The 22,992-nt window shown below is 60.6% G+C and carries 17 protein-coding genes; 9 read left to right on the forward strand and 8 right to left on the reverse strand.

The window, feature by feature from the left end; translation table 11 throughout:
• Nucleotides 1–981: 981 nt before the first annotated feature.
• Together PSV43_RS05995 and PSV43_RS06000 are read right to left on the reverse strand one after the other, a co-directional pair.
• Nucleotides 982–1,263 (reverse strand): glycine zipper domain-containing protein, encoded by a 282-nt coding sequence (locus PSV43_RS05995; protein ID WP_300194630.1) that lies wholly within the window; start codon nt 1,261–1,263, stop codon nt 982–984.
• A 607-nt stretch (nt 1,264–1,870) separates the two neighbouring features.
• The gene (locus tag PSV43_RS06000; RefSeq protein WP_300194631.1) at nt 1,871–2,422 is read right to left on the reverse strand and encodes a transcription termination/antitermination NusG family protein; all 552 of its coding nucleotides are present in this window, start codon (nt 2,420–2,422) and stop codon (nt 1,871–1,873) included.
• Between the two features lie 599 nt (nt 2,423–3,021).
• Between PSV43_RS06000 and PSV43_RS06005 the strand changes: the two genes are divergently transcribed.
• The 4 genes from PSV43_RS06005 to fmt are packed head-to-tail and all read left to right on the forward strand — an operon-like array spanning nt 3,022 to nt 6,107.
• Nucleotides 3,022–3,612, forward strand: a complete 591-nt coding sequence (locus PSV43_RS06005) for a hypothetical protein (protein ID WP_300194632.1) — start codon at nt 3,022–3,024, stop codon at nt 3,610–3,612.
• Between the two features lie 2 nt (nt 3,613–3,614).
• The gene (locus PSV43_RS06010) at nt 3,615–4,508 is read left to right on the forward strand and encodes a glycosyltransferase family 9 protein (RefSeq protein WP_300194633.1); all 894 of its coding nucleotides are present in this window, start codon (nt 3,615–3,617) and stop codon (nt 4,506–4,508) included.
• A 26-nt stretch (nt 4,509–4,534) separates the two neighbouring features.
• Complete coding sequence (locus PSV43_RS06015) at nt 4,535–5,167, forward strand: nucleoside monophosphate kinase (protein WP_300194634.1); 633 nt, start codon at nt 4,535–4,537, stop codon at nt 5,165–5,167.
• 10 nt (nt 5,168–5,177) lie between these two features.
• Entirely contained in the window at nt 5,178–6,107 is a 930-nt protein-coding gene (gene fmt / locus PSV43_RS06020) for a methionyl-tRNA formyltransferase (RefSeq protein WP_300194635.1), read from the forward strand.
• A gap of 5 nt (nt 6,108–6,112) precedes the next feature.
• On the opposite strand, the gene PSV43_RS06025 is transcribed toward fmt, so the two are convergent.
• Both PSV43_RS06025 and PSV43_RS06030 read right to left on the reverse strand, forming a co-directional pair.
• Complete coding sequence (locus PSV43_RS06025) at nt 6,113–7,309, reverse strand: VCBS repeat-containing protein (protein WP_300194636.1); 1,197 nt, start codon at nt 7,307–7,309, stop codon at nt 6,113–6,115.
• A 51-nt stretch (nt 7,310–7,360) separates the two neighbouring features.
• Nucleotides 7,361–8,734: an FAD-linked oxidase C-terminal domain-containing protein gene (locus PSV43_RS06030; protein ID WP_300194637.1), complete on the reverse strand. Its 1,374-nt coding sequence runs from the start codon at nt 8,732–8,734 to the stop codon at nt 7,361–7,363.
• Between the two features lie 63 nt (nt 8,735–8,797).
• Between PSV43_RS06030 and PSV43_RS06035 the strand changes: the two genes are divergently transcribed.
• Both PSV43_RS06035 and PSV43_RS06040 read left to right on the forward strand, forming a co-directional pair.
• Nucleotides 8,798–9,013 carry a hypothetical protein gene (locus PSV43_RS06035; RefSeq protein WP_300194638.1) on the forward strand — a complete coding sequence of 72 codons (216 nt, stop codon included), beginning with the start codon at nt 8,798–8,800 and terminating at the stop codon, nt 9,011–9,013.
• On the forward strand, nt 8,974–9,483 hold the full coding sequence (locus PSV43_RS06040) for a hypothetical protein (RefSeq protein WP_300194639.1): 510 nt from the start codon (nt 8,974–8,976) through the stop codon (nt 9,481–9,483). Before PSV43_RS06035 ends, PSV43_RS06040 begins: the two co-directional genes overlap by 40 nt.
• Before the next feature lie 3 nt (nt 9,484–9,486).
• Here PSV43_RS06040 and PSV43_RS06045 read toward each other — a convergent pair whose 3' ends face one another.
• A complete protein-coding gene (locus PSV43_RS06045; protein ID WP_300194640.1) occupies nt 9,487–13,119 on the reverse strand; it encodes a DEAD/DEAH box helicase in 3,633 nt (1,210 codons plus the stop codon).
• A 64-nt stretch (nt 13,120–13,183) separates the two neighbouring features.
• Here PSV43_RS06045 and PSV43_RS06050 point away from each other — a divergent pair, with 64 nt between their 5' ends.
• Nucleotides 13,184–14,173: an MBL fold metallo-hydrolase RNA specificity domain-containing protein gene (locus PSV43_RS06050; RefSeq protein ID WP_300194641.1), complete on the forward strand. Its 990-nt coding sequence runs from the start codon at nt 13,184–13,186 to the stop codon at nt 14,171–14,173.
• Here the strand turns inward: PSV43_RS06050 and PSV43_RS06055 are convergent.
• Together PSV43_RS06055 and PSV43_RS06060 are read right to left on the reverse strand one after the other, a co-directional pair.
• The gene (locus PSV43_RS06055) at nt 14,162–15,613 is read right to left on the reverse strand and encodes a shikimate kinase (RefSeq protein WP_300194642.1); all 1,452 of its coding nucleotides are present in this window, start codon (nt 15,611–15,613) and stop codon (nt 14,162–14,164) included. The two genes, PSV43_RS06050 and PSV43_RS06055, sit on opposite strands and share 12 nt — an antisense overlap.
• Complete coding sequence (locus tag PSV43_RS06060) at nt 15,610–16,923, reverse strand: N-acetylmuramoyl-L-alanine amidase (protein WP_300194643.1); 1,314 nt, start codon at nt 16,921–16,923, stop codon at nt 15,610–15,612. Before PSV43_RS06060 ends, PSV43_RS06055 begins: the two co-directional genes overlap by 4 nt.
• 276 nt (nt 16,924–17,199) lie before the next feature.
• Here PSV43_RS06060 and PSV43_RS06065 point away from each other — a divergent pair, with 276 nt between their 5' ends.
• Nucleotides 17,200–18,021, forward strand: a complete 822-nt coding sequence (locus PSV43_RS06065) for a TIGR00282 family metallophosphoesterase (protein WP_300194644.1) — start codon at nt 17,200–17,202, stop codon at nt 18,019–18,021.
• Nucleotides 18,022–18,176: 155 nt separating this feature from the next.
• Complete coding sequence (locus PSV43_RS06070) at nt 18,177–21,596, forward strand: PEP-CTERM sorting domain-containing protein (protein WP_300194645.1); 3,420 nt, start codon at nt 18,177–18,179, stop codon at nt 21,594–21,596.
• Nucleotides 21,597–21,610: 14 nt separating this feature from the next.
• Here PSV43_RS06070 and PSV43_RS06075 read toward each other — a convergent pair whose 3' ends face one another.
• Nucleotides 21,611–22,981, reverse strand: a complete 1,371-nt coding sequence (locus PSV43_RS06075; RefSeq protein ID WP_300194646.1) for a caspase family protein — start codon at nt 22,979–22,981, stop codon at nt 21,611–21,613.
• Between the last annotated feature and the right edge of the window lie 11 nt (nt 22,982–22,992).

Raw genomic sequence — 22,992 nt, forward strand, 5'->3', positions numbered from 1 at the left:
CCACGATTCAAACAAGGATCACATGCCATCCCGCACACCGGTCAATAGCCCCGCATTTTCCAACCGCTTATGATAGGGTGTCTCCAACTTTGTGGGTAAAGATCCGGGCTCCGCGCGTGCTTTCTCAGTTCCGTCTTAATTTCCACCTCAACTCCAAGGTCATGGCAGGAGCGTCCATCTCCTTCACAGGAAAGTGATCCTTTTCCCAAGTCCAAATGCGGCTGCCAAAGAGCATGAAGTGCAGATAAGAAGCCATGTCACGGATATAAAAACCCCTCGGGCAGACCACAGCCGACCGCCCACCTTCATGCTGCCTCGCCTCCGCTACAGAAGTCAATCACCCCTCTGCGGCGTTCCCATCTGCCGAATAACGGCGGTGCAAATCTCTGGCCATTCCCCTGGAAAGAACCAACGTTCCCACTTCGCCCCGCCCTCAGATCTGATCCCCTTCCGTGTATTCCGAGTATTCCGTGGTTCAAGTTTCAGACCCTCTCTGCGGCGTTCCAGCTTCTGCAGTGCAAATCTCCGGCCATTCCTTTGCCAAAAACCAGCGCCCCCATTCCCGGTGGATGGGGTCAGGCTGCAAATTCTTGACAAAAGTGCCGCATTTCCGAGGCCTGAACTCAGTCATTCCCTCAGCCCTCCTCAGATCCATCCTCTGTGCCTCAACGTGTCCTCCGTGGCACGTGTCCTCCGTAGCTTTAGCGAAGGAGGATGCGCGAAGCGGGCGGTGCAAAATCCGCCTCTGAATCCGTGCAATTCCGTGCCATCCGTGGTTCAACTCCGGTCCCCTCTGCCACCCACCGATTGCTGCAAAGTCCTCCCACCGCACCGTAGAAAGACGCCCGGCATAAAGTCTGGCTGAAAAGAAGCGTGTGGTAAAACCAGCGCCCCCAGTCAGCCGCGATTGAGATCACAAGCCGCAACGGGCTTCAACCATCAGTAGCCCCGATAGTACCCGCTCGGATAGTATCCCGGACGTTAGTAAGGCCGGCCGTAATACGGCCTGTTGTTATATCCGTAGCCATAGCCGTTGTTATACCGCCGCTGGTCCCGCGAGTTGCCAATCGCATTGCCTGCGAGTGCTCCCAAGCCAGCGCCAATCGCCGCGCCTTCCAAGCCGCGTCCGCTTTGATTGCCAATAATGCCGCCAACAGCCGCGCCGCCCAAGCCACCGATCACAGAACCAGTTTGAGCGCTTGGTCCAGTGGCGCAAGAGGCCAGAGAAACCACCGCCATCGCACTAAGAATGAATGCTTTCATAAGGGTGTAGGTTTTAGAGTTTGAACAACGCCAGGGCGCTGCCCTCCTAAAAATCGCCGCTCCCTCGTACAGCGGTCGTATTTCGGCCAAGGATGATATCCCAGAAAGGCCTGCCCCTGATACCCCCACATGAGTTCAAACAGGGCAGCGTGCACCCAACGGACAACCTAACCGCACCTCAGCCACCCCTCCCTTTTTCCAACTCTTTCCCCTCTTTCGGCGAATCCTTCAGCCCTCCTCAGATCCATCCTCTGTGCCCTCCGTGGTCGATAAAAAAGCCCCCATTTCAACCACAGAGCCCAAACCGAGGCACACAGACACCAGCCTCATCTTCCGTGCCTTCCGTGGTTTAAAAAATTCCGATCCCCTCTGCGCTCTTCGAATCTTTCGCGGTGCAAAATCCAACCCTCACCGTCTGCCCTCAGTCATTCCCCTGCCAATCCATTCCTTTGTCAAAACAATCACTCCGTCACCTCACAAACCCTCCCTCCTTTTCCTCCTCTTTCCCCTTTTTCGGCCAAGCCCTCTGCCTCAAGAATCCGGAACTCCGGCCAAACCAGGCCTTCTCCGTAGCTCGCAGAGCGAAAGAGGAAGAGCGAAGAACGGGTCACCGCGCCGCCGCCACAATCGCCCTCGGCTGATGCTCCGTCAGAATCTTCGACAACGGCACCTCCACCGCATTCTCCCGACCCAAAAACTCCAGCAGAATCCGCACCCGCTCCACGCCCGTCAGCATCGCATTCACGATCCCCTTCATCCCGCGCATCGGCCCCTCCGTCAGTTCCACCATATCCCCCACCTTCACGCCCACCTCCACCTCGCAAATCTCGATGTCCTTCATCTCCGTCTTCAGCGCCGCGATGGCCGAGTCCGGCACCGACGTCAGATTGCCCCCGAAATCCACCACCTTGATCACACTCTGCGAGTAGTTCACCGCCCGCATCGATTCGATAGGAATGAACCGCGCAAAAAAGTAGCTCGGAAACAGAGCCTCAATGAACCACACCTTGCCCCGCCGCGTGCTTTTCTGAAAGCGAATCCGCGGGCAATACGTCTCCACCCCAGGCAGCCCAGCCATCAGCGCCGCCGCGATATGCTCGCACTTCGGGCGAGTATGCACCACGTACCAAGCCGGGATGTTTTCTTTCTTTTCTTTCATGGGTGAGTGATCACTCAAACTGTCGCTACCCACCACCGAGGCAACCACAATCCAGAGTTTGCCCAAGAACAAAGCAAACACATCGGCTCCACATAAATCGGCGTCCCCTCTGTCCTTGATGTCCTTCTCGAGCCCCTCCTTTCTGGCTCATCTTCCGTAGGCACTCAAATCTGGAATCCCTGCGGTGCAAAAAATCAGTCTCTCCCCTCCGGCCATTCCCTTGCTCACCATTCCTTTGCCAAAAAAAGACGCCCCCTTTCGCCCAGCGTCCTCTCAGAGCCCACGCCACCGCCCCTTCAGGACCCCCTTTTTCCCTCATTTTTTGCGCCTCTTTGCGGCCACCCAATTCCAGAAGACAATCCCTCAGACTAGAAGGACTTCAGAAACTCATCTCAGCGTGTTCCAAATCACTTCCGTGTATTCCGAGTATTCCGTGGTTTAAAAACTCCCATCCTCCGCATCCCCTTTTTTCCCCTCATTTTTTGTGCCCTTTTGTGGCCCCCAATCCGGAGTCCCTCGCGCCCCGCATCGAACAACGCGTTTGCGCACAAGTCCCCTCTGCGCCACCTATGCCACCCGTTTTCCCGCCCTCCACGCGCATGTTTCCAGACCTCTACGACTACCTCTACCACCTGGCCCCCACCGGCGGGATCCCGCTCAAAGGCACCGGCATCGTCGTCGCCCTCGCGCTCATCCTCACCCACGGCTGGGCCCTCAAAAACACCGCCAAAACCCAGGCCTTCCTCAAAGCCTTCCCCCGCACCTACGCCTGGGGCGTCATCCTCCTCACCATCTGCTTCCTCTGGAGCGAATTTGCCCTCGCCAATATGGACATGGGCGAGTTCCACAACATGCGCGACAAGTTCATGATGATCGTCGCCGCCGGATACATCGGCGTCCTCATCTACGTGAAGGAATTCCTCGCCGTCCGTGCCCTCGGCTCCCTCATGCTCCTCCTCGCCGGCCCCGTCCTCACCGCCGCCTTCCTTCAGCCCCAGACCAGCCGCCTCCTCCTCCCCATCCTCGCCTACGCCTGGATCATCATCGGCATGTTCTTCATCGGCATGCCCTTCCTCATGCGCGACTGGGTCAACGCCATCATCGCCAAACCCCAGCGCTGGAACCTCGCCGTCTACGGCGGCATCGCCTACGGCATCGTCCTCCTCGCCGCAGCGATCCTCTTTTACTGAAGATGAAGCCCCAGCCCCGTGTCCTCGTCATCCGTGGCGGCGCGATAGGCGACTTCATCCTCACCCTGCCCGCGATCCGGCTCCTGCGCGAAACCATCGCCGGCTGCCACCTCGAAGTCATCGGCTACCCCGCCATCGCCGAACTCGCCCGCACCGCAGGCCTCGCCGACACCATCCGCAGTCTCGAACACCGCACCATGGCCCCGCTGTTCGCCAAAACAGCCCCCATCGACGAAGCACTCGCCGAACACCTCCGCAGCTTCAACCTCGTCGTCTCCTTCCTCTACGACCCCGACGGCCACTTCCGCGCCAGCCTCGAACGCATCGGCGTCAAGACCCTCATCGAGTGCTCCCCCCTCGTAAAGCCCGCAGGCCCCCACGCCTCCAAGCAGCTCGCCCAAGGCCTGGAAAAGCTCGCCATGTTCCTCGAAGCCGAACATCTCCACCGCACCCACTTCCAGCGCCAGCCCACCAACCAGCCCCGCATCGCCATCCACGTCGGCTCCGGCTCCGAAAAGAAAAACTGGCCCCTCGAAAACTGGCAGCAAGTAGCCGACAGCTTCCCCGACACCGAAGTCATCTTCATCACCGGCGAAGCCGAAGCCGAACGCCACATCCAACCCACCGGCCACACCACCTGGCACTCCCTCCCCCTCCACGAGCTCGCCACCCGCCTCAGCACCTGCACCACCTTCCTCGGCCATGACAGCGGCATCTCCCACCTCGCCGCCGCATGCGGCGTCCCCTCCCTCCTCCTTTTCGGACCCACCGATCCCGCCATTTGGTCACCACCCCAGCCTTGGGTGCAATTTTTGCGAAATCCGACACACGAGTTGTCCGACTTGTCCGTCGAAGAAGTGAAATCGGCAGCCGCGCAAGTTGTTGCAAAAACGTAACGTGTTAGTCTCGCGCCACTCAAATCATGTCCGACCCACTTCACTCCCGAATCAGAGCCTTCCTCATCCTCGGTGCCCCCGGCAGTGGCAAGGGAACGCAAGGCAAGGTATTGGGCAGCATCCCCCGCTTCCATCACCTCGCCTGCGGCGATGTCTTCCGCTCCCTCGACACCCGCACCACCATCGGCCAGAAATTCGTCGAATACTCCAGCCGCGGCGAGCTGGTCCCGGACGACGTGACCGTAGAACTCTGGCATGAAAATCTAAAGCAACGCATTGATTCTCATCAGTTTAAACCAGAAATCGATTTCCTCGTCCTCGACGGCATCCCGCGCAATGTGGAGCAGGCCAAGTTCATGGAACCCCACATCGAAGTGCTGAAAGTCTTCCATCTCTCCTGCCCCGACCGCACCGAACTGGCGCGCCGCCTGCGCAAACGCGCCCTCAAAGACAACCGCTTTGACGACGCCAACGAAACCGTCATCCAAAACCGCTTCGCCACCTACGAAGCCGAAACCAAACCCATCCTCGACTACTACGCCGGCGACCGCATCCTAGACATCGACGCCAGCCAAGCCCCAGCCAAGGTCCTCTATGACATCATAGGCGGTGTCATGCAGTTGCCAGAGTGGAAAGAACTGGAAAAAATGAAGGTTTAGTCGCAAACCGATGCGAGTTCTTTTCATCGGCACCGGCGACATCGGCCTTCCATCACTGGAATGGCTGCTCAACACCACGAAGCACCAAGTCGTCGGCGTCGTCACCCAGCCCGACAAACCCGTCGGCCGCAAGCAGGTGCTCACTCCGCCGCAGATCAAGGTGCGCGCTCTTGCCGCAGGGCTCACCGTCATGCAGCCCCTGAAGATCCGCCATGGCGTGGACGAACTGAAAGCCTTCAACGCCGACGTCGCCATCGTCATCGCCTACGGCCAGATTTTGTCCCGTGCCGTCCTCGATGTCCCACCCCTCGGCTGCCTGAACGTCCACACCTCACTGCTCCCCCGCCATCGTGGCGCCGCCCCCATCCAGGCCGCCATTCGTGATGGCGACACCGAAACCGGCGTCACCATCATGTTCATGGATGAAGGCCTCGATACCGGCGACATCCTCCTGATGCATCGTCTTCCCATTGCTAGCGATGAAACGGGCGGCAGCCTGCATGACAAACTTGCCCAACAGGCCCCCGCCGCCCTCGAAGCCGCGCTAGACCTCCTCGCCACCGGCAATCCGCCGCGAGAAAAGCAGGACGAATCCAAGGTCACCCACGTCCGCAAGCTCACCCGCCAAGACGGCCGCCTCGACTGGACCCGTCCGGCGATCGAACTCGACCGCCTCGTCCGCGCCTTCACGCCTTGGCCGGGAACTTCCTGCCTGCTCAAGGAAGCGCAGATGAAGATCCATCGCGCCCAAGTCATCAACAATGCGGAGGCCTGCCCTGAGCCTGGCACCATTGTCAGCGCAAATGCCGACGGTATTTTAGTCAGTTGTGGCAAGGGCCTGCTCAATCTGCTCGAAGTCCAAATAGAAGGCGGCAAGCGCTTGCCTGCCGCCGACTTCCTGCGCGGGCACCCGCTGCATGCGGGTGATGTGCTGCACTGAATTGCTTACTCCTGCAAGAAGACGAAGACGCCCTTCTTGTTGCCGATAACGACGTCCATTTTGCCGTCTTTGTTCACGTCGCCGGGTGTCACCTGAGTGCCGACGCCGCTGTTGTCGTCGATTTGATGGGGGATGAACTGGGCTTCCTTGCCGCCGCGCTTGATTTCGAACCAGTAGAGCACTGGAGCCGCATTCGGCTCGTCGTCCTTCATGGGTCCATGCGCCCAGCGGCGTTTGCCGGTGACGACGTCCATGACGCCGTCGCCGTTCATGTCGGCGAGCTGCATGGCGTGAAGCTGGCTGAATTTCACGCCCACTGGGCTGTTTTCGACCGTGGCACCCATGAGCTTGTGCTCGGCGAAGGTGCCGTCGGCTTTTTGTTCAAACCAGCCGAAGCCGTAGCCGTGTGCGTCGTAGCTGCTGATCACGTCGTTGCGTCCGTCGCCGTTCACGTCATAGACGAGGATGAACGAGCCGCCGCGGCCGCCTTCCACGGTGAACGATTGCGGATGAAACACCCAGTCGCTGTCGGCTTTGGTGTCTGCGGGCTGTTCGCGCCAGCCTTCTTTGTCGAGGATGTCGGCACGACCGTCGCCATTCACATCGCCCACGCCGTAGCCATGGGTGTAGCGGAAGTATTTCTTGTCATTCTCCGGTGATTTCGGTGAGATGGGGCGGAAGCGGGCTTTGCCAAAGGGATTCGTCCAGTCGATCTCGGCATAGCCAAGCTGACCGCCGGTGTGGCAGACGAGCTCGGGTTTGCCGTCGCCGTTCACATCCTTGAAATCGGGGGATTCATTGTCGGTGACGTCGAAGATGGTGTGGCGCTTCCATTCACCGCCTTTGCCTTGCGGATTTTCAAAGACCCAGGTCTCTTTGCCCGGCCAGGAGTAGGCCATGATGTCGCTCCAGCCGTCGCCGTTGAAATCGTAGCTGTAGGTTAGAAAGAAATCGCTGTAGCCCTTGGCCGGATCATAGGGCTCTTTTTCGAACTTGGGGGCGAACTCAATGCGCTCCTTGAATTCTGGTCCCTTCCAGATGAAGCGGCCGGCGCAGATGTCGTTCTGGCCGTCGTGATCGAAATCCGCAAAGTGCGCTCCTTCAGCCACGAACTCCTCTGTGAGGGTGAACTTTTTGAACTTCAAATCAGCGGCGCACAGGGGCAGTGCGAGCAGCAGGGCAGGGATGAGCAGTTTGGTCATGGTGGTTGGAGGGAACAGAGTTGGAAAGAGTGATCTTGCAGGCTTGCGGCATCAGCCGAGAAACTTCCCGGGATTCAAGATGCCGTTTGGATCGAGGGCTGCTTTCAAACGCAGGTGCATTTCATTCGCGGCGGGGGGGACTGCATCACGCCACCAGCGCTTTTTGGCGATGCCGATGCCGTGCTCGCCGGTGATCGCACCGTTCCAGGCGATGACTTGATGGAAGAGCTGGTCGAGGGCGACTTCGGCGCGTTCACGGATCGCGGGGTCTTCCATGGTGGGCACCATGATGTTGACGTGGATGTTGCCATCGCCCGCATGGCCGAAGCAGGCGACGGGGAAGCCGTGTTCGGCCTGCAGCTTTTCGGCGAAATCAACGAGATCGACGAGACGACCGCGTGGGACGACGATGTCTTCGTTCAACTTGATCAGGCCGGTATTGCGCAGGCTGTAGCTGAATTCACGGCGCAGTTTCCAGAAGGCTTCGCAGGCTTCGTCGCCCATGGCTGTATTTAAACAGATGCTGCCGAGGCTGGTGACGAGCTTTGCGAGTTGAGCGATCTCGCCTTTGACGGACTCTGTCTGGCCGTCGATCTCGACGAGCAGATGGGCATCACCTTCTGGCGTGACTGAGGCACCGAGATACTCGCGTGCGGCGCGCAGGGTGAACTTGTCGGCGATTTCGAGCGCGCTGGGCAGGAAGCCGCTGCCGAGGATGCGTTGGACGGCATTGGCGGCTTCGGCGAATGAATTGAAGCCAGCAGAGAGCATCGCGCGCATGGGTGGATGGGGAATCAGGCGCAGGGTGGCTTCGGTGACGACACCGAGCATGCCCTCGCTGCCGACCATGAGGCCGACGAGGTCGAAGCCGGTTTTGTTTTTGTGGCAGCGTCCGCCTGCCTTCACGATGGAGCCGTCTGCCAGCACTGCTTCCAAACCGAGCACGTAATGGCGGGTGACGCCATATTTGAGGCAGCGTGGTCCACCTGCGTTGGTGGCGATGTTGCCGCCAAGGCTGCATTCTTTGAGCGAGGCCGGGTCGGGTGGATAAAACCAGCCGAGTTTGCGCACTTCATTTTGCAGATGCCCAGTGATGACACCGGGCTCGATCACGGCCACGCCGTCTGCGAGGGTGATCTCCTTGATCTTGTTCATGCGCGCGACTGAAAGCGCGATGCCGCCCTTGAGCGGCACACAGCCACCGACATAGCCGACGCGGGAGCCCTGTGGTGTGACGGGAATGCGGTTCGCATTGGCAAAGCGCAGCACTTCAGAAACTTCGGTGGTGGATTCTGCATGCACCACGACATCGGGCGGATTCGACGCGAACCATTTATCTGTGCTGTGGGTGGCGATTTCGTCTTGCGCGACGGACACGCGGTCAGGACCTAGAAGGGAGATGAGTTGATCGGCGAGGGAGGCCATGCGTATTCTTGGGGCCGGATGCCGGGCCTTGCAACTTCAGGCCCTGCGTCTAATTTGGCCTCCATGCAGCCCAGACCTGTCGTCAACGTCGAAGAATTCATCGGCAAGACCGTGGGAAAGCGCGTGCCTCCATCCGGCGCGGGGTTGCAAGTTACCTTGAACCAGGTGCTAAAGACGCAGAAGCGCGGCCTGTGTCCGAAAGGTGTGTATCGTTTCAAATCTCATGAAGAGGCTGACGCATGGACCTTGAAAATGATGAGCCGCAAGCAGGGGATCTAGTCTCACGCGCTCCCACGGAAGATGATTTGGTGGCCCTGTGCCGCCTGCTTAATTCCGTCGGCGCTCGTTACATGATCATTGGTGGCTTCGCGATCATGTATTCCGGCTATGGCCGCACCACGGTTGATGTGGATCTGTTGTTTGACACGGCCCTTGAGAATGAGGCCAAGGTGTATCGCTGCCTAGAGTCCCTGCCAGACAAGGCCGTCCTTCAACTCCAACCGGGAGATGTAGGGCAATACACCGTCGTCCGCGTGGCCGATGAAATCACCATAGACCTCATGCACTCCGCCTCAGGCATTGACTATGCCGAAGCATCCAAAGAGGTTGTGATTCGGGAGGTACAAGGCGTGCCGATTCCGTTTGCCTCGCCGAGGCTCTTGTGGCGCATGAAGAAAAATACTCATCGCGAGAAGGATGTGGCCGATTTGATCTTCTTGCGGCAGCAGTATCCTGAGGTGACGGAGTGATGCTCACTCCTCTCCGCCGAGGAGGAATCGAAAGTCGTTGAGGGTCAGCGCCTGGGCGAAGTTTTCTTCGCCTAGGATGTCGTTGGCGAGAGCACCTTTTTGCTTTTGCAAATGGCGGATTTTTTCTTCGATGCTGTTTTTGACGATGAGGCGGTAGGCGAAGACGGTCTGTTTCTGGCCGATGCGGTGGGTGCGGTCGATGGCCTGGGCTTCGACGGCGGGATTCCACCAGGGGTCAAAGAGGACGACGTAGCTGGCAGCGGTGAGGTTGAGGCCGAAACCGCCGGCCTTGAGGCTGATGAGGAAGGTGGCGGCGCCGGTGTGGGTCTGGAACTCGTTGACGAGCGCGCCGCGTTCTTCGGTCTGGCCGGTGAGCTTGAAGGAGCGCCAGCCGCGTTCCTGAATTTCGGCTTCGATGATGTCGAGCATCTCGACGAACTGAGAGAAGACGAGCACCTTCTGGCCTTCTTCCATGAGCGGTTCGAGCAGTTCCATCAGCGCGGTGACTTTGGCGCTTTCGCTGGCGGGTTCGGCGGCTTTCTTGCGGCCTTTTTTGGCAGCGGTGGTGGTGGTGTCGGAGGCATCCAGACCGAGGAGGCGGGGGTGGCAGCAAATCTGGCGCAGGCGCAGGAGACTGGTGAGGATGTTGAAGCGCAGTTTGTCGAGCTGCTGGCTGGTTTCGGCCTTCAGGAGCTGGGCGCGGGCGCGTTTGACCTCGGCTTGATACAGGGCGGCCTGGGTGCCTTCGAGTTCGATGCTGAGATCCTCCTCCACGCGGTCGGGGAGATCACGGGCGACTTCGTTTTTGGTGCGGCGGAGCAGGAAGGGGCGGGTGCGGGCAGCGAGGCGGCGGCGGGCGAGTGGGTCGTCCCTGCCGTCGAAGTTTTTGGTAAAGGCTGCACGGGTGCCGAGGACGCCGGGCATGGCGAAGGCGAAGATGGACCAGAGATCGAGCAGGCGGTTTTCAATGGGCGTGCCAGTGAGGGCGAGGCGGTGCCGTGCGTTTAAGCCGCAGGCGGCCTGGGAATTTTGCGAGGTGGGATTTTTGATGGCCTGGGCTTCATCCAGAATGACGGCGCCCCAGTCGATGCCCTTGAGCAAATCCTCATGGATGCGGAGCTGGGCGTAGTGGATGATGAGCAGGTCCGCCGTGCCGCCGAGGCCGGTTTTTCCGGCGCTGGCACGGTTCCAAACTTCCACGGTGAGCTGGGGGAAGAAGCGGGCGACTTCACCACGCCAGTTGTCCTGTACTGACTTGGGACAGATGACGAGCATGGGCTCCTGCACCTGCTGAGCGCCACGCAGCCAGGCGATCCAGGCGAGGGTCTGCAAGGTTTTGCCCAGGCCCATGTCATCGGCCAGGACGCCGCCGAAGCGGTTGGCGGTGAGGTAGGCGAGGAAGTGGAAGCCTTCGGTTTGATAGGGGCGCAGGGTGGCGGTGATGCCTTCTGGCAACGGCGGGGTGACGCGGGTCTGGATTTCCTCCACCCTGCGGCGCACCTGCGCGACGCGTTCTGCGCTGAGCAGCGTGTTGTTTTTTTCGGCCAAGCCGCCGAGCTGAAGGGCATGCAGGCGCTGCTTTTCCGCGCTGAAATCATGCGCGGCGAGGCCGAGTTCGGCGAGTTCCTGCAACTGCGCTTCGGTGAGCTGGTATTCGAGTTTGCGCCAGCCTTTGCCGGGCAGGCGCACCCATTTGCCCTTGGCTTTGAGCAGCAGATCGATCTCTTCCTGGGTCAAGGTGCTGTCGCTGACGTCCAGAGCAATACTGAGGTCAAACCAGTCGATGCCGGTTTTGGATTCCTCGATGTCGAGGCGCACATGACCGGCGACTTTGCCGTCGCGCAGACTGGCGAGTTCTGCGTCCAGCTCGACGGTGAGGCCTTTGGGGCGGCGGTCGAGCCAGGCGAGGAACTGTTCTGGCCAGTCTTTGCCTTGGATGCGCTGTTCGAGCCACTGATCATTGATGCCAATGTAAGCGAGTTTGAACGGCCATTGTGCCAGCCATGAACCGGCGGCGGGCAGGAGAGAGCTGTCGATCTGCACTATCTCATTTCGCGGCAGCTTTGTTGCGGGAGAGGAATGGTGGGATGCGGTCCAGTTCATGCCGGTCCAGAGGCGCGGGTCCTGAACTCCGCCGAATGTGGCCTGCGCACGTGCATGCAGGTATTCGCTGCTGTTGGTGTGAGGATAGCGATAGAGCTTGCAGCGCACCTCGATTTCAGCGCGGATGATTTTCACGCGGCCTTCGAGGCGCTGGGGCACTGGCACGCCGAGCTTGGAGAGGGCGCTGACGCCCTCCTTGGTTTCCAGCGCTGCGGCGGGAATGCGGACAGGCCAGGACAGGGGTTCATGGCCAAAGGGCCAGTAATTCACGGCGAACACGGACTCGTGGGTGACATAGCGCAGTGGAAAACCTGGCACGATGGCGAGCGGTGGCGGCGGGGTGTGGCCTTCTTCATCGAACATGCGCAACTCGTAGTCGCCGCCGGGGGCAGCGGGTGGCTGCAGATCCCAGCGCAGGGGTTCGTCGATGACAGGCAGGGGATCGCCAGTGAGCGTGACGACGTGAGATTGAAACAACTGAGTCGTGGAGATGAGCTGGCCGAGGCTTTTGGCAAGCGAGTCTGAGAACGGCAGAATGTCGCTGGAGCGGAGATCTCCGTATTGCTGGACCGCAGCTTTCAGCACGAGGTTTGAGCCTGCGCTTAGGAGGTTGTTGGGGCCACTGCCGTAGTGAATGGAGCCGCCCCAAAACTGCTTGAGCAGTTTCTGCGAAGCTTTGCCAAAGTCGGCCTCTCCAGGATGGCGCACCTGGATGAGGGCACCTTTGGCATGCAGCATGAGGCGCAGTTCCGGAGCCTCGGTGGCCAGATGCAGCTGCGGCTCCTGCCATGACCCAAGCCGCTTCCGCCAGTCGTCGATTTGTTGGAGGCGCTGCCATTTTTTGATCAGTCGTTCCTGAACCGCAGGAGCCACCAGCCCTGAGAGACCCGAGGGCAGGGCGAGATCGCAGGAATGCAGCGCCGCAGACAGACAGGCGAAGAATTCGGTTTCATCGGCAGGAGGATGTCCGGTGGGCCAGAGCTGCACCTGGCCATAGCCCCAGTAGCTTTGCCTGCCGCAGAGTTTGAACAGGTCCTGCTGCGCCACGACATTTTGTTTTCCCACCCACCAGATGGCTGCCTGCTGGAGAAATTTCACCTGGGCGGCAGTCAAGGTGCTGCCCAGGAGGGCGGCGGCACGGCCTGGGAAGGAATCTTCTGCGGGCTGGGCGATGGGGGGAGGGGCGGGCTTCGGTGCTTTTTTCGCCTTGGTTTGGGGAACGTTGATTGTCACTGACTTCACCTGCAGATGAAAGATCAAGGCGACCGCATGCTTGCAGTCGATCTCATACGGGCAGGTACAGGAGGTTTCGATGCCATCCTGTCCAAATTCGAGTGTGACTGAGTAGAGTTTACTCCCCTGCACCTCTCCCAGCAGGACGACGTCTGGCTCCGCCCAGGACACCTCTCGAACGGCCTGGCGGGCAAACAGCTGGCTGCCGCGCTGTTTGACCTGTTTTTCGAAAAAAACCAGGCTCTCAGCGAGGAGTTTTCGTTGGTGGGCGGTGAGGCTGATGCGGGTTTGGGCAGACACGTGAAGGGGTGATGCAGAATGCGGCGACAGCGGGAGTGCTCAAGCGTAAACATTACACTGTCTCATGCCCCCGCTCATCGAAGTGACCCATCCACGCGGCATTTATCTGCCGGAGGCGGATTTGTGGCTGGACCCGCATTTTGGGAGGGAGCGGGCGTTTGTGTCGCATGCGCACAGTGATCATGTGGCGCGGCATGGGCTGACGATTTGCACGGAGATCACGCATCAGCTCATGGTGGTGCGCAAAGCGGCGAAAAAAGCGGGCATCGTGGTTTCGCCGCAGATGCGGGAGGTGTTTGAGTGGGAAGGCTGGAAGATACGGCTGCTGCCTGCCGGACACATCACGGGTTCGGCGATGCTGCACCTGACTCGCAAGATTGATGGCGCGACGCTGCTCTATACGGGGGACTACAAGCTGCGGCAGGGGCTGAGCGCGGAGCGGTGTGAACTGATGCAGGCGGACACGCTGATCATGGAGACGACGTTTGGGCTGCCGAAGTATCATTTTCCCCCGGCGGAGGATGTGATCGCGCAAATGCTGGCGTTTGTGCGCGATACGCTGCGTGATGGCGGCATTCCGGTGCTGCTGGGGTATTCGCTGGGCAAGGCGCAGGAAATTCTGTGTGCGCTGGGAGATGAGGGGCTGCCGGTGATGGTGCACCCGAGTGTGGCGCAGATCACCGAGGTGCTGGCACCGCATCTGGGGAAGCTCCCGCAGTGGCGGCTGTTTAAGGCAGACGAAGTCACAGGGCATGTGCTGGTGTTTCCACCGGGGTCGAAGCTGGAACTGCCCAAAATGCGGACGGCGATGCTTTCAGGCTGGGCCATTCAAGCCAGCGCCAAGTATCGGTATGGCGTCGATCTGGCGCTGCCGCTGAGTGATCACGCGGACTACCCGGAACTGCATGAAACGGTGGAGATGGTGAAGCCGCGGCGGATTTACCTGGTGCATGGTTCTACGCGTGAGTTTGCAGCGGAACTGCGTTTGCGTGGGTATGATGCACGTGCGCTGGGCAAGGAGGATCAGTTGGAGCTGAGTTTGTCAGCTCACTGATTCGACTTTCTGCCTGCGGGCAAAGAAGACGCGCGCGCTTTCCATGACGCCGTACGCGGTTTCTTGGGGCGTGAGTTCGGCGGTCTTGATGCGTAGATCGGCGAGGCTTTTGTAGAGCGGTTTGCGCTCGGTCAGCAGACGTTCGAGCTTGGCCTTGGGATTTTCTTCGCCGTTGAGAAGCGGGCGATTGGTATTGAGCGCCGTGCGGCGTGCGAGGCGTTCAGGGTCGGCGTCCAGCCAGACGGTGTAGCCGAGATGGCGCAGGATGGCCATGTTGCGCGGCTGGGTGACGATGCCGCCGCCGGTCGCAATGACGCAGCCACGTTTGCCCAGCAGTGAACGCAAGGCGGCGGATTCATGCTGACGGAATGCGGCCTCGCCTTCCGTGGCAAAAATCTCGGGGATGCTCTTCCCGGCGGTATCGACGATGAGATGATCGGTATCGATCATTTTAAAGCCGATCATGTGCGCGACGATGCGACCGACGGTGGTTTTGCCGGAACCCATGAGGCCGATGAGCAGAATGTTGGGCTGGCGGGGCGGGGAAGTCTCGCCGCCGGTTTGAACGAGATCGAGAATGGAGGAGGCGAGGTCGGGGTCGTCACACAGGGCGTCGAAATAGCTGGCGTAACGTGGCGTCCAGCCGGTGGCGTGAAGCTTGGTATTGGAGACTTTTTTGTGGCTCCAGCCGCGTTTGCGATTGGGGGCGGGTTCGCGGGTTCCGGGCATCTTGACGCCAAAGGTGGAGCTCAAACGTTCGAGGCACTCCCGCTGCGTCATCTGCGCGTCATCGACGACGTTGAAGATGCCGCTCAGGCGCTGCGTGACGAGGTGCACGAGGGCGCTGGCGGCGTCATCGGCATGGATTTGATTGAGGATGCGACCTTGGCCGTGATTGCCTTCGATGGCGGCCTTGCCTTCGAGCAGGTTCTTCAACACAAAGGAACGACCGGGGCCGTAGATGCCGGCGAGTCGTGCGGCTGCGCCTCTGGCGTTGAGGGCGATGTTTTCAGCTTCGCGGAGCAGGCGACCGGTGTCGCGTGCAGGGTCGGCGAAGCTGGTTTCATCAATGGTTTCGCCATCCACCTGGGGGTAAACGCTGGTGCTGCTGGTGTAGAGGAGGAAGGCGGTGGGAAATGCAGCGGCGAGATGGTGCATGCCATCGACATAGACCGCCTGGTACATCTCGGCTCCGCCGCGGCCGGAACTGGCGCAATGGATCACGGCGTCGATGCTGCTGGCGTCGAGTTTGGCGGCGAGAGCGGTGACAGTGGCGCGATTTGAGATGTCGCAGGACTCCGTGCGCCAGGGTTTGACCGTGGCGAGACGTGTGGCGGTTTCTGGAGAGTGAGTCAGACCGATGACCTCATGCCCGGAGGCATGCAGGAGATCGGCGGCGCGTTCGCCGACGAATCCACATCCTGCGACGAGCACTTTCATGGCTGGCGGTGTTTCTGGTAGTAGGCGACGATGCCTTTGACGACTCCCTGCACGTAGTCCTCGATGGCGCTGGCTTGCAGGCGACCTGCGATGAGCGTGCGGCCGTGGAAATGACCGCGCAGCAGGCGGTGGTAGGTTTCCTCATTGTTCATGACGTAGGGTTCGAGGTAAACGACGGGGCAGTCATAGATGCGGTTGGCCAGCAGATTCCGTGCGTAAACATAAGAGTTCGTGCCGAGGCGGCGGGCATTGGAAGTGGTGTAAACGTAAGCTGGCAGGCCAGTGGTCAGACGCATGCCATTGGCGACGGCTTCGGCAAGCGGCAGCTCTTCCTGGTGGATGCGTGAGAAGAGACGGTGGAACATTTCGAAGCGCAGGTCCTGCTGTTCGAGTTCGAGAGGTGAGTAGCAGCCGTTCACGAGCACATGCATGTGATTCATGGGCGAGAACTGCGGCGCGGCGGCGTTGCCCCAGGCTTCGGCATTGAAGTGCAGGCAGAGCACCACGTCGGGCTTGATGGTGTTGTTCACTTTCTGACCGCGCGCGTGGATTTCGCTCACGCGGTAAAACAGCTTTTCACTCTGCCACTGAACGGTGAGGATTTTCGCATCGCCGGTGACGCCGCTGTAATTTTCCTGGGGGAGTGGAAAGCCGGCATCGACGAGGATCTGACGCGCCTGTACGACTAAATCGGCGGGGCGCTGCGGCGTTACAGGTTCGGCACTGTCGCGCACGAGAGAAACGTAGGCACCGAGGGCCTTGAGCCGTTCGGCGAGGACTTGTGCGGTGGTGAGGGTGAGATCGCCCTCCTGAATGGATTCGCCGGGGGCAAAGCTGAGCATGCGCTCCTCCATCTGGGCGAAAGCGCCGCCGATGTGACCGGGGTCGATGGCGATGTGAATGTCGCTGAGCAGGGGGCGGCCTTTGAGAGGAGGCATTTCGGCGGCAGGCCTCCAGGTACGGGTGCCGGGCAGCGGCGCTTCGGGGTGGGTGGCGAAGGCAATGCGGGCTTCTGGGTTGACGGGATCACCGGTCTTGATGACCACGCCATCGGATTCCAGTTTCCAAGGCGGCGGGAAGGGTGAGCCGTCGGAATACACATCCCGGATGGCGGCTTCGAATTCGCTGCGGGTGAGTGTTTGATGAAACGACTGCAGCCTGAGCCAGTTGGGTGGGGTGCCGAGTGCGCTGAGGCGGTCCAGACGTGCAGGAGGGGGGGGAGGCGGGGCGGGTGGTGCTGGTTCGAGCGCTGGGGAAGAGGGCGGCGCGGCTGGTGGGACCGCGGGGGCGGCTGCAGGTGTAGCCGGCATGGTGCCCGGGGCTACTGGCGTGGGGAGTAAAGGTGCCTCTGGGGTGGGTACGGGGAGAGAGGGCGGTGCAGCCGGCCCGGGGGCGGGTGTCACCTGGGCGGGGGGCAAAGGGGCCGCCGGGGAGGGTGCGGGCACAATCGTCTGCGCCATGCCCGGCGTCACCATCATGGACGCGAGCGTGACCGGCAGCAGGGAGCCGCGCAGCATTCGTTTCATCATCATAAAGTACATCCTAGACTTGATCCCCGCCTTCATCATCTACTAAGTAGCACCACGATGAATGACAACACGGCTGACAGCGGGGACGGACTCTTTCGCCTTCTTTTTTTGGGTGATGTGGTGGGGGAGCCGGGGCGCAAGGCGGTTGGCCTGCTGCTGCCCGTGCTCAAGGAGGAACTGAAGCTCGACTTCATCGTGGTGAATGGAGAAAATTCCGCCGGAGGGCGCGGCATCACGCCGAAGATCGCCATCAGCCTCATGCGTGCCGGTGCGGCGGTGGTCACGAGCGGGGATCATATTTGGGATCAGCGGGAGATTGTGCCGTATCTGGCCGATGAGCCGCGCATGCTGCGGCCGATGAACTACCCCGAGGGCACCCCTGGGAATGGCTTTGTGGTGCTGGAATCAAAGAAGTGCAAAGTGGCGGTGGTGAACCTGCAGGGGCGCACGTTCATGAATCAGCAGCTTGAAAATCCTTTTCCGGCGATCACGGCATGTGTGGAGAAGCTGCGCGAGGAAACGCCTGTCATTTTCGTGGATTTTCACGCCGAGGCCACCAGCGAGAAAGTCGCGATGGGGTGGCATTTGGACGGCAAAGTATCTGCCGTAGTCGGGACGCACACTCATGTGCCCACGGCTGATGAGCGCGTGCTGCCGAAGGGGACGGCGTTTCAAAGCGATGCCGGCATGTGCGGCCCGATGGACAGCGTCATTGGCAGCCAGATTGAGCCGGTGCTGGAGCGATTTCACACGATGATGCCGACAAGGTTTGGCGTGGGGAGTGGTGCGGTGCGGGTGAACGGGGCGCTGATCACGATTGATCCGGCCACGGGCAAGGCGTTGAGCATTGAGCGGATTGCACGGACGTGGCATGAGTGATCCGCTGTGGCGGATTTAGCGACAAGAGGGCCTAAAAGGTAAAGGTCTCGTGGTTTGACAGTTCGGGTGTGGGCAGCACTTTTTGTAAACCCTGTAGTTAGCGCAAAAAATGTCGGCATCCTGATGGCAACCGCCAGGATGCTTTTGTTGTCCTCATGCTTTACCCACGCTTCAATGTTACTCTGACCGTCAGCATCGCCTTGTCGGCATGGCTCGCCTTACCTCTTGCACCAGCTGCGGACATCGGCGGCACGACGATCACGAGCGACACCACGCTCGCGGACGGTGACACTTGGGACGCGGGCAATCTGGGCATCAACAATGGTGCGGTGGTCAACGTCCCGAACGGAGCCACGCTGCACTTCGTGCCGACGAACAATCGCAATCTGACGAGCAACACGACCGGGACGTTGCAGATCGATGCCGGTGGCATTTTTTCCCACGCCACCGCCACGGGCGGCGACAATCTGGTCGTCAGTAGTGCCGTGGCGATCCTGAACAACGGGACCTATGACTTCGCCAGCGGCGGCGACCTACAGTTGCAGAACAACGGTTCCTCTTTCACCAACGCGGGGCTGATCCTCAAATCGTCCGGTTCGTTGAGCGGCTCGAACGATCCTTCCTACCTCTTCCCAGCCAGTACCACAAGCGGCGGCACTTTTTCAAACTCTGGAAATATCACCGTGAATGCCGGCCATCTGAATATCGCGGGCGGGAGTTCCACCGCAGGCACCTTCACCACGGCAACGGGTGGGACGCTGTCATTTTCGGGACGTTGGACGGAACTGACGGCGGTGACTGACACCAGTGGCGGCGGGTCGATCATCATCAGCAACGAGAGTCCTGCGGGCACCACGGGGGGCGTTTTCACCGCCGCCGCAGCGACCACGATCCTCAAGGTAAGCGGCAACGGGCTGCAACTCGGTTCATCCGGCTACACGGCGGTCACGCTCGACCTGAACGGCAACACCCTGCGCAATGACGGGCGGCTGCTGCTTGCCACCAGTACGAGCACCACCACCGTGCAGGGGACGGGCAGTTTTGAAAACGGCAGCGCGGGCACCTTTGAACTGACCGCCGGAACGCTGGCGCTGACGGGTGGCGATCTGACGAACAACGGTCTGATGGCATTTACCACCGGTACCACAACGATCAATGGCGCGGCGTCAGTCATCAACAGCGCAACGGGAACTGTCACGCTGAATTCTTCTGGAACGCTGAAAGCGGACACTGCCGTCATCAACAACGGCCAGATGACGATCTCCGGCACAGCAGCGATCAGCGGCAGCGTGGCGGTCACCAACAGCTCCACGGGCATGCTTTCGCTGACCGGTGGCACCCTGACTCTCAGCGGCAACAACATTGTCAACAACGGCGTGGCCGAGTTCAGTCCGGTGGACGGCAATGTGACGCTCACCGGGAGCGGTCGTTTCATTAACAACAGCACCTTCAACCACACCTACGGCGGTGCGAATGACAACTTCGTCATCACGAGCAGCGCGACGTTTGAGAACAACGGCACCTTCGACTTCCAGAACCGTGGCGACATCCAGATCACCTCAAATGGCGCGTTTGAGAACCACGGCCTCGTGGTCAAATCCGTCGCCGGAGCTGATGCCAGCTTCATTTACCGCGATGCCACGGGTGCTAGCAGTGCATTCGTGGCGGCCGCAGGCAGCGAACTGCGCTCGAACGCTGGCGTCCTGCACGTGGCGGTCGGCGGGACCAGTGATACTGCGGCGATCTGGACGGCAGATGGCGGTCAGTTGGGCATTGCCGGCCAGTGGACCGGAACGATCGCGGGCTCGTCGGCCAACGGTGGGCAGGTGCGCGTGAGCACCAGCAGCAATGGCGGAGTGGCCAGCGATCTGCTGGTGGGTGCCGGAGGACTTGTCTTTAACATCAGCGGCGACGGCATGTTCTGGGACCAGTCGGCGATCAACACCCAGGCCCATACGCTGACCAATGAGGGGACGTTCACGGTGAAAGGCACCGGGACCAAGACCCTGAGCGGCGGTGGTGAATTCGTGAATGCTGCGGGTGCCACATTCACCCATCTCGAAGGAACGATCACCTTTGCCGACGGCACCATGCTGCGCAATCAGGGCAGTTTTCTCATCCCCTCAGGTGCTTCGTCATCGGGCTACGCAGGCACCGGCTCGTTCATCAATGATGCGAGCGGCACCGTGTCATGGACGGGAGGCGCGATTGCCGTGGCCGCAACGGCGGAGTTTCACAACCAAGGCACGCTGGACATCTCAGGGCCGGCCACCCACACCCTCAGCGGCGATGGTGTCTTCGCCAACGATACCGGCGGCACGACGAACTGGAACGACAACTCCACCATCAGCATCGCCACGGGAGCCACCTACACCAACAACGGCATCTTCAACGTTGAGAACGCATTCAACCGCCTGTTCACCGGCAATGGTACCTTTGTCAACAACGGCACCCTCAACCACAACGTTACCGATGACTCAGCGGACAACGTCGGATGGAGCGGTGCCGGTCAGTTCATCAACACCGGACTCTTCGCGTTGAACGACAACAGCGACTATCAGATGGAAAACGGCACGACGTTCACGAACGCCAGCACCGGCACGGTGCGTGTGAACACGACGTCGTCAGATCAGGCGCAGTTCTTCAGTTTTTCGACGGTTACCGGAGTGGGTACCTTTGACAATCAGGGCACCGTCGAAGTGCTGGGTGGAAACTTCCGTCTGACCACCTCGCTGGCCGGCACCTTTGACGACAACGTGCTGGTGCAAAACGATAGCGCTGGCACCCTCACCGGCGGCACCTGGAAGGCGGACTCCACCACCACCGGCACCGCCTCCATCGACCTGCAGCCGTTTGGTGCCAGCTCAGGCATCTTCACCATCGGCCAGGATGCCATCGTCGAACTCACCGGCACCAACGCCAGGCTGGTGCAGCTCTCCTCGCTCAATCAGATCGACGGCGGCTTGTATGTGAATCAAAAGACGCTCACGCCGGCTGGCTTGCTCACTGTGGGAAGCACGGGCACCCTCGGCGGCAACGGCACTGTTTCGGGCGACATTCTGGTGGACGGTGCGATCCAGCCCGGAGCCGCGCTTGGCAATGCCGTGGGAACCCTCAACATCAACGGCAACATCAGCTTCAACAGCAACTCGCAGATCACCCTCCAGCTCAGTGCCGCGCTGGGCGTGGAAAATTCGGTATTCGTACCCGCTCAAACGAGTGCGCTGATCGATGCACTCCCCGACCAGGATCCCACCACGCAGCATGATGCTCTTGACGTTTCAGGCGCTCTCGAGCTGACGACTTCGATGACCATTCATGTCACGGATCTCGGCGTCACCTATGTCTACGGCCAGTATTTCGATCTGATCGATTTCGAGACGCTCGGCGGCATCACCTCCCAGATCGAGGCGGATGCGATCCTCGATCTGCCGGACATCGGCAGCCTCAGCTGGGACACCTCATTGTTTGTCAGCAAAGGCATCATCTTTGTCGTTCCAGAGCCGTCCCGCGGACTGCTGCTGCTGCTCGGTGGTGCGGTGATGATTCTGCGCCGCCGCAAGCCACGAGTGTGACTCCGGGTAGGCGGCTATTTCAGCTTTGCCAGTGCCGCCGTGGCGAGTTTTTTCGCGCCGGGGTGCTTGAACTTGTCGCTCGCAGCGCTGGTGAAATCTGCGGTGGCCTCGGCCGTGCTGCCGAGGGCGAGGTGCGCGCGGCCACGGTTGTAGAGGATGTAGGAATCGTCCGGCGTGAGCGGCAACGCGGTGTTGTAGGCGTCGAGGGCTTCATCGGCGCGACCGAGCAGCAGCAAGGCATCGCCGCGACGATTCAGCGCCTTGGCGGTGAAGGTGATTTTCTGTGCATGATCGGGTGGCAGGCAGTCGCGCAGGGCGTTGAGCACGAGTTTGCAGGTGGTGGCACAAGATTCGACTATGGGCGAAGCCATGGTGGCCTCCCGAAGGTCTTCCTTCACCTGCTCCAGCAGCATTTCAATGGGTTGCGCCGCAAAATCGCCGGGGCCGTTGGCTTGCGCGACCTGTTGCAAAGCTTCGACACATTCGCTGGCCTTGCCGGCGGCGGCCAGCTTCGAGATCTCTTTTATGGTCGGCAGCGGCGGAGCCGGGGTCGTTTCGGGAACAAGTGGCGTTGCCATGGGCGGCGCTTTGGGGGCCTCACCGGCAAGGAAGATGTCGTCGCCCACGAGGCGTGAGTATTCGGCGGGAATCTGTCCGCCATTGGAGCGTTCGAGGACACCGGCGCGGGTGCGTTTGAAGACCTGCTCGACGGTCAAACCGGGGGTGCGCAGATTTTTGAGGAGTTCTTCGGTGTAGAGGCCGTTCGTGCCATCGCCATCGAGGGCGGTTTGTCCGGCATCGGTGGCAAAGGCGATGAGTGATCCGGCGGGCGGTTTCATCTCGCTCAGGCCGCCGGGGTTGGTGGCATCCCGGGTGCGGCCGGTGCGTGCGACGGCGGTGGTGCGGCAGGCATCGAGGATGAGGAGATTGCAGAGCGCGCCGGAGGATTTCATGTCTGCCACGGCCTGCTCGACATTGAAGAGCTTGGTTTCTGCCAGCAGGCGCAGGGTGACGTCATCGGCTCCCTCGGCGGTGTAGCCGGATTTGACCGGCAGCAGGTAGTTTGAGCCTGCGATGGAGATGCCGTGGCCGGCGTAGTAAAAGAGGCCGACTTCGGCATTGGTCAAGGTGGCGCGGAATTCCACCACGGCGCGCAGCAGTTGATCGCGTGTGACATCGTGTTTTTCGATCACCGCGAAGCCGAGATCGCGCAGAGTTTTGGCCACGGCTTTGGCATCATTGCCGGTGTTGCGCAGCGGGCCGACGGCGGCTTCGTACTTCGCATTGCCAATGACGAGGGCGGTGCGTGTGGTGGGTGCGGCATCCGTTCGCAAGGCGAACGCGGTCAGCAGCAGGCAGCCTGCGAGGCGGAGGCGGGAGGGCATGACGTGCAGTG

It is taken from the genome of Prosthecobacter sp., assembly GCF_029946185.1.
Taxonomy (GTDB): Bacteria; Verrucomicrobiota; Verrucomicrobiia; order Verrucomicrobiales; family Verrucomicrobiaceae; genus Prosthecobacter.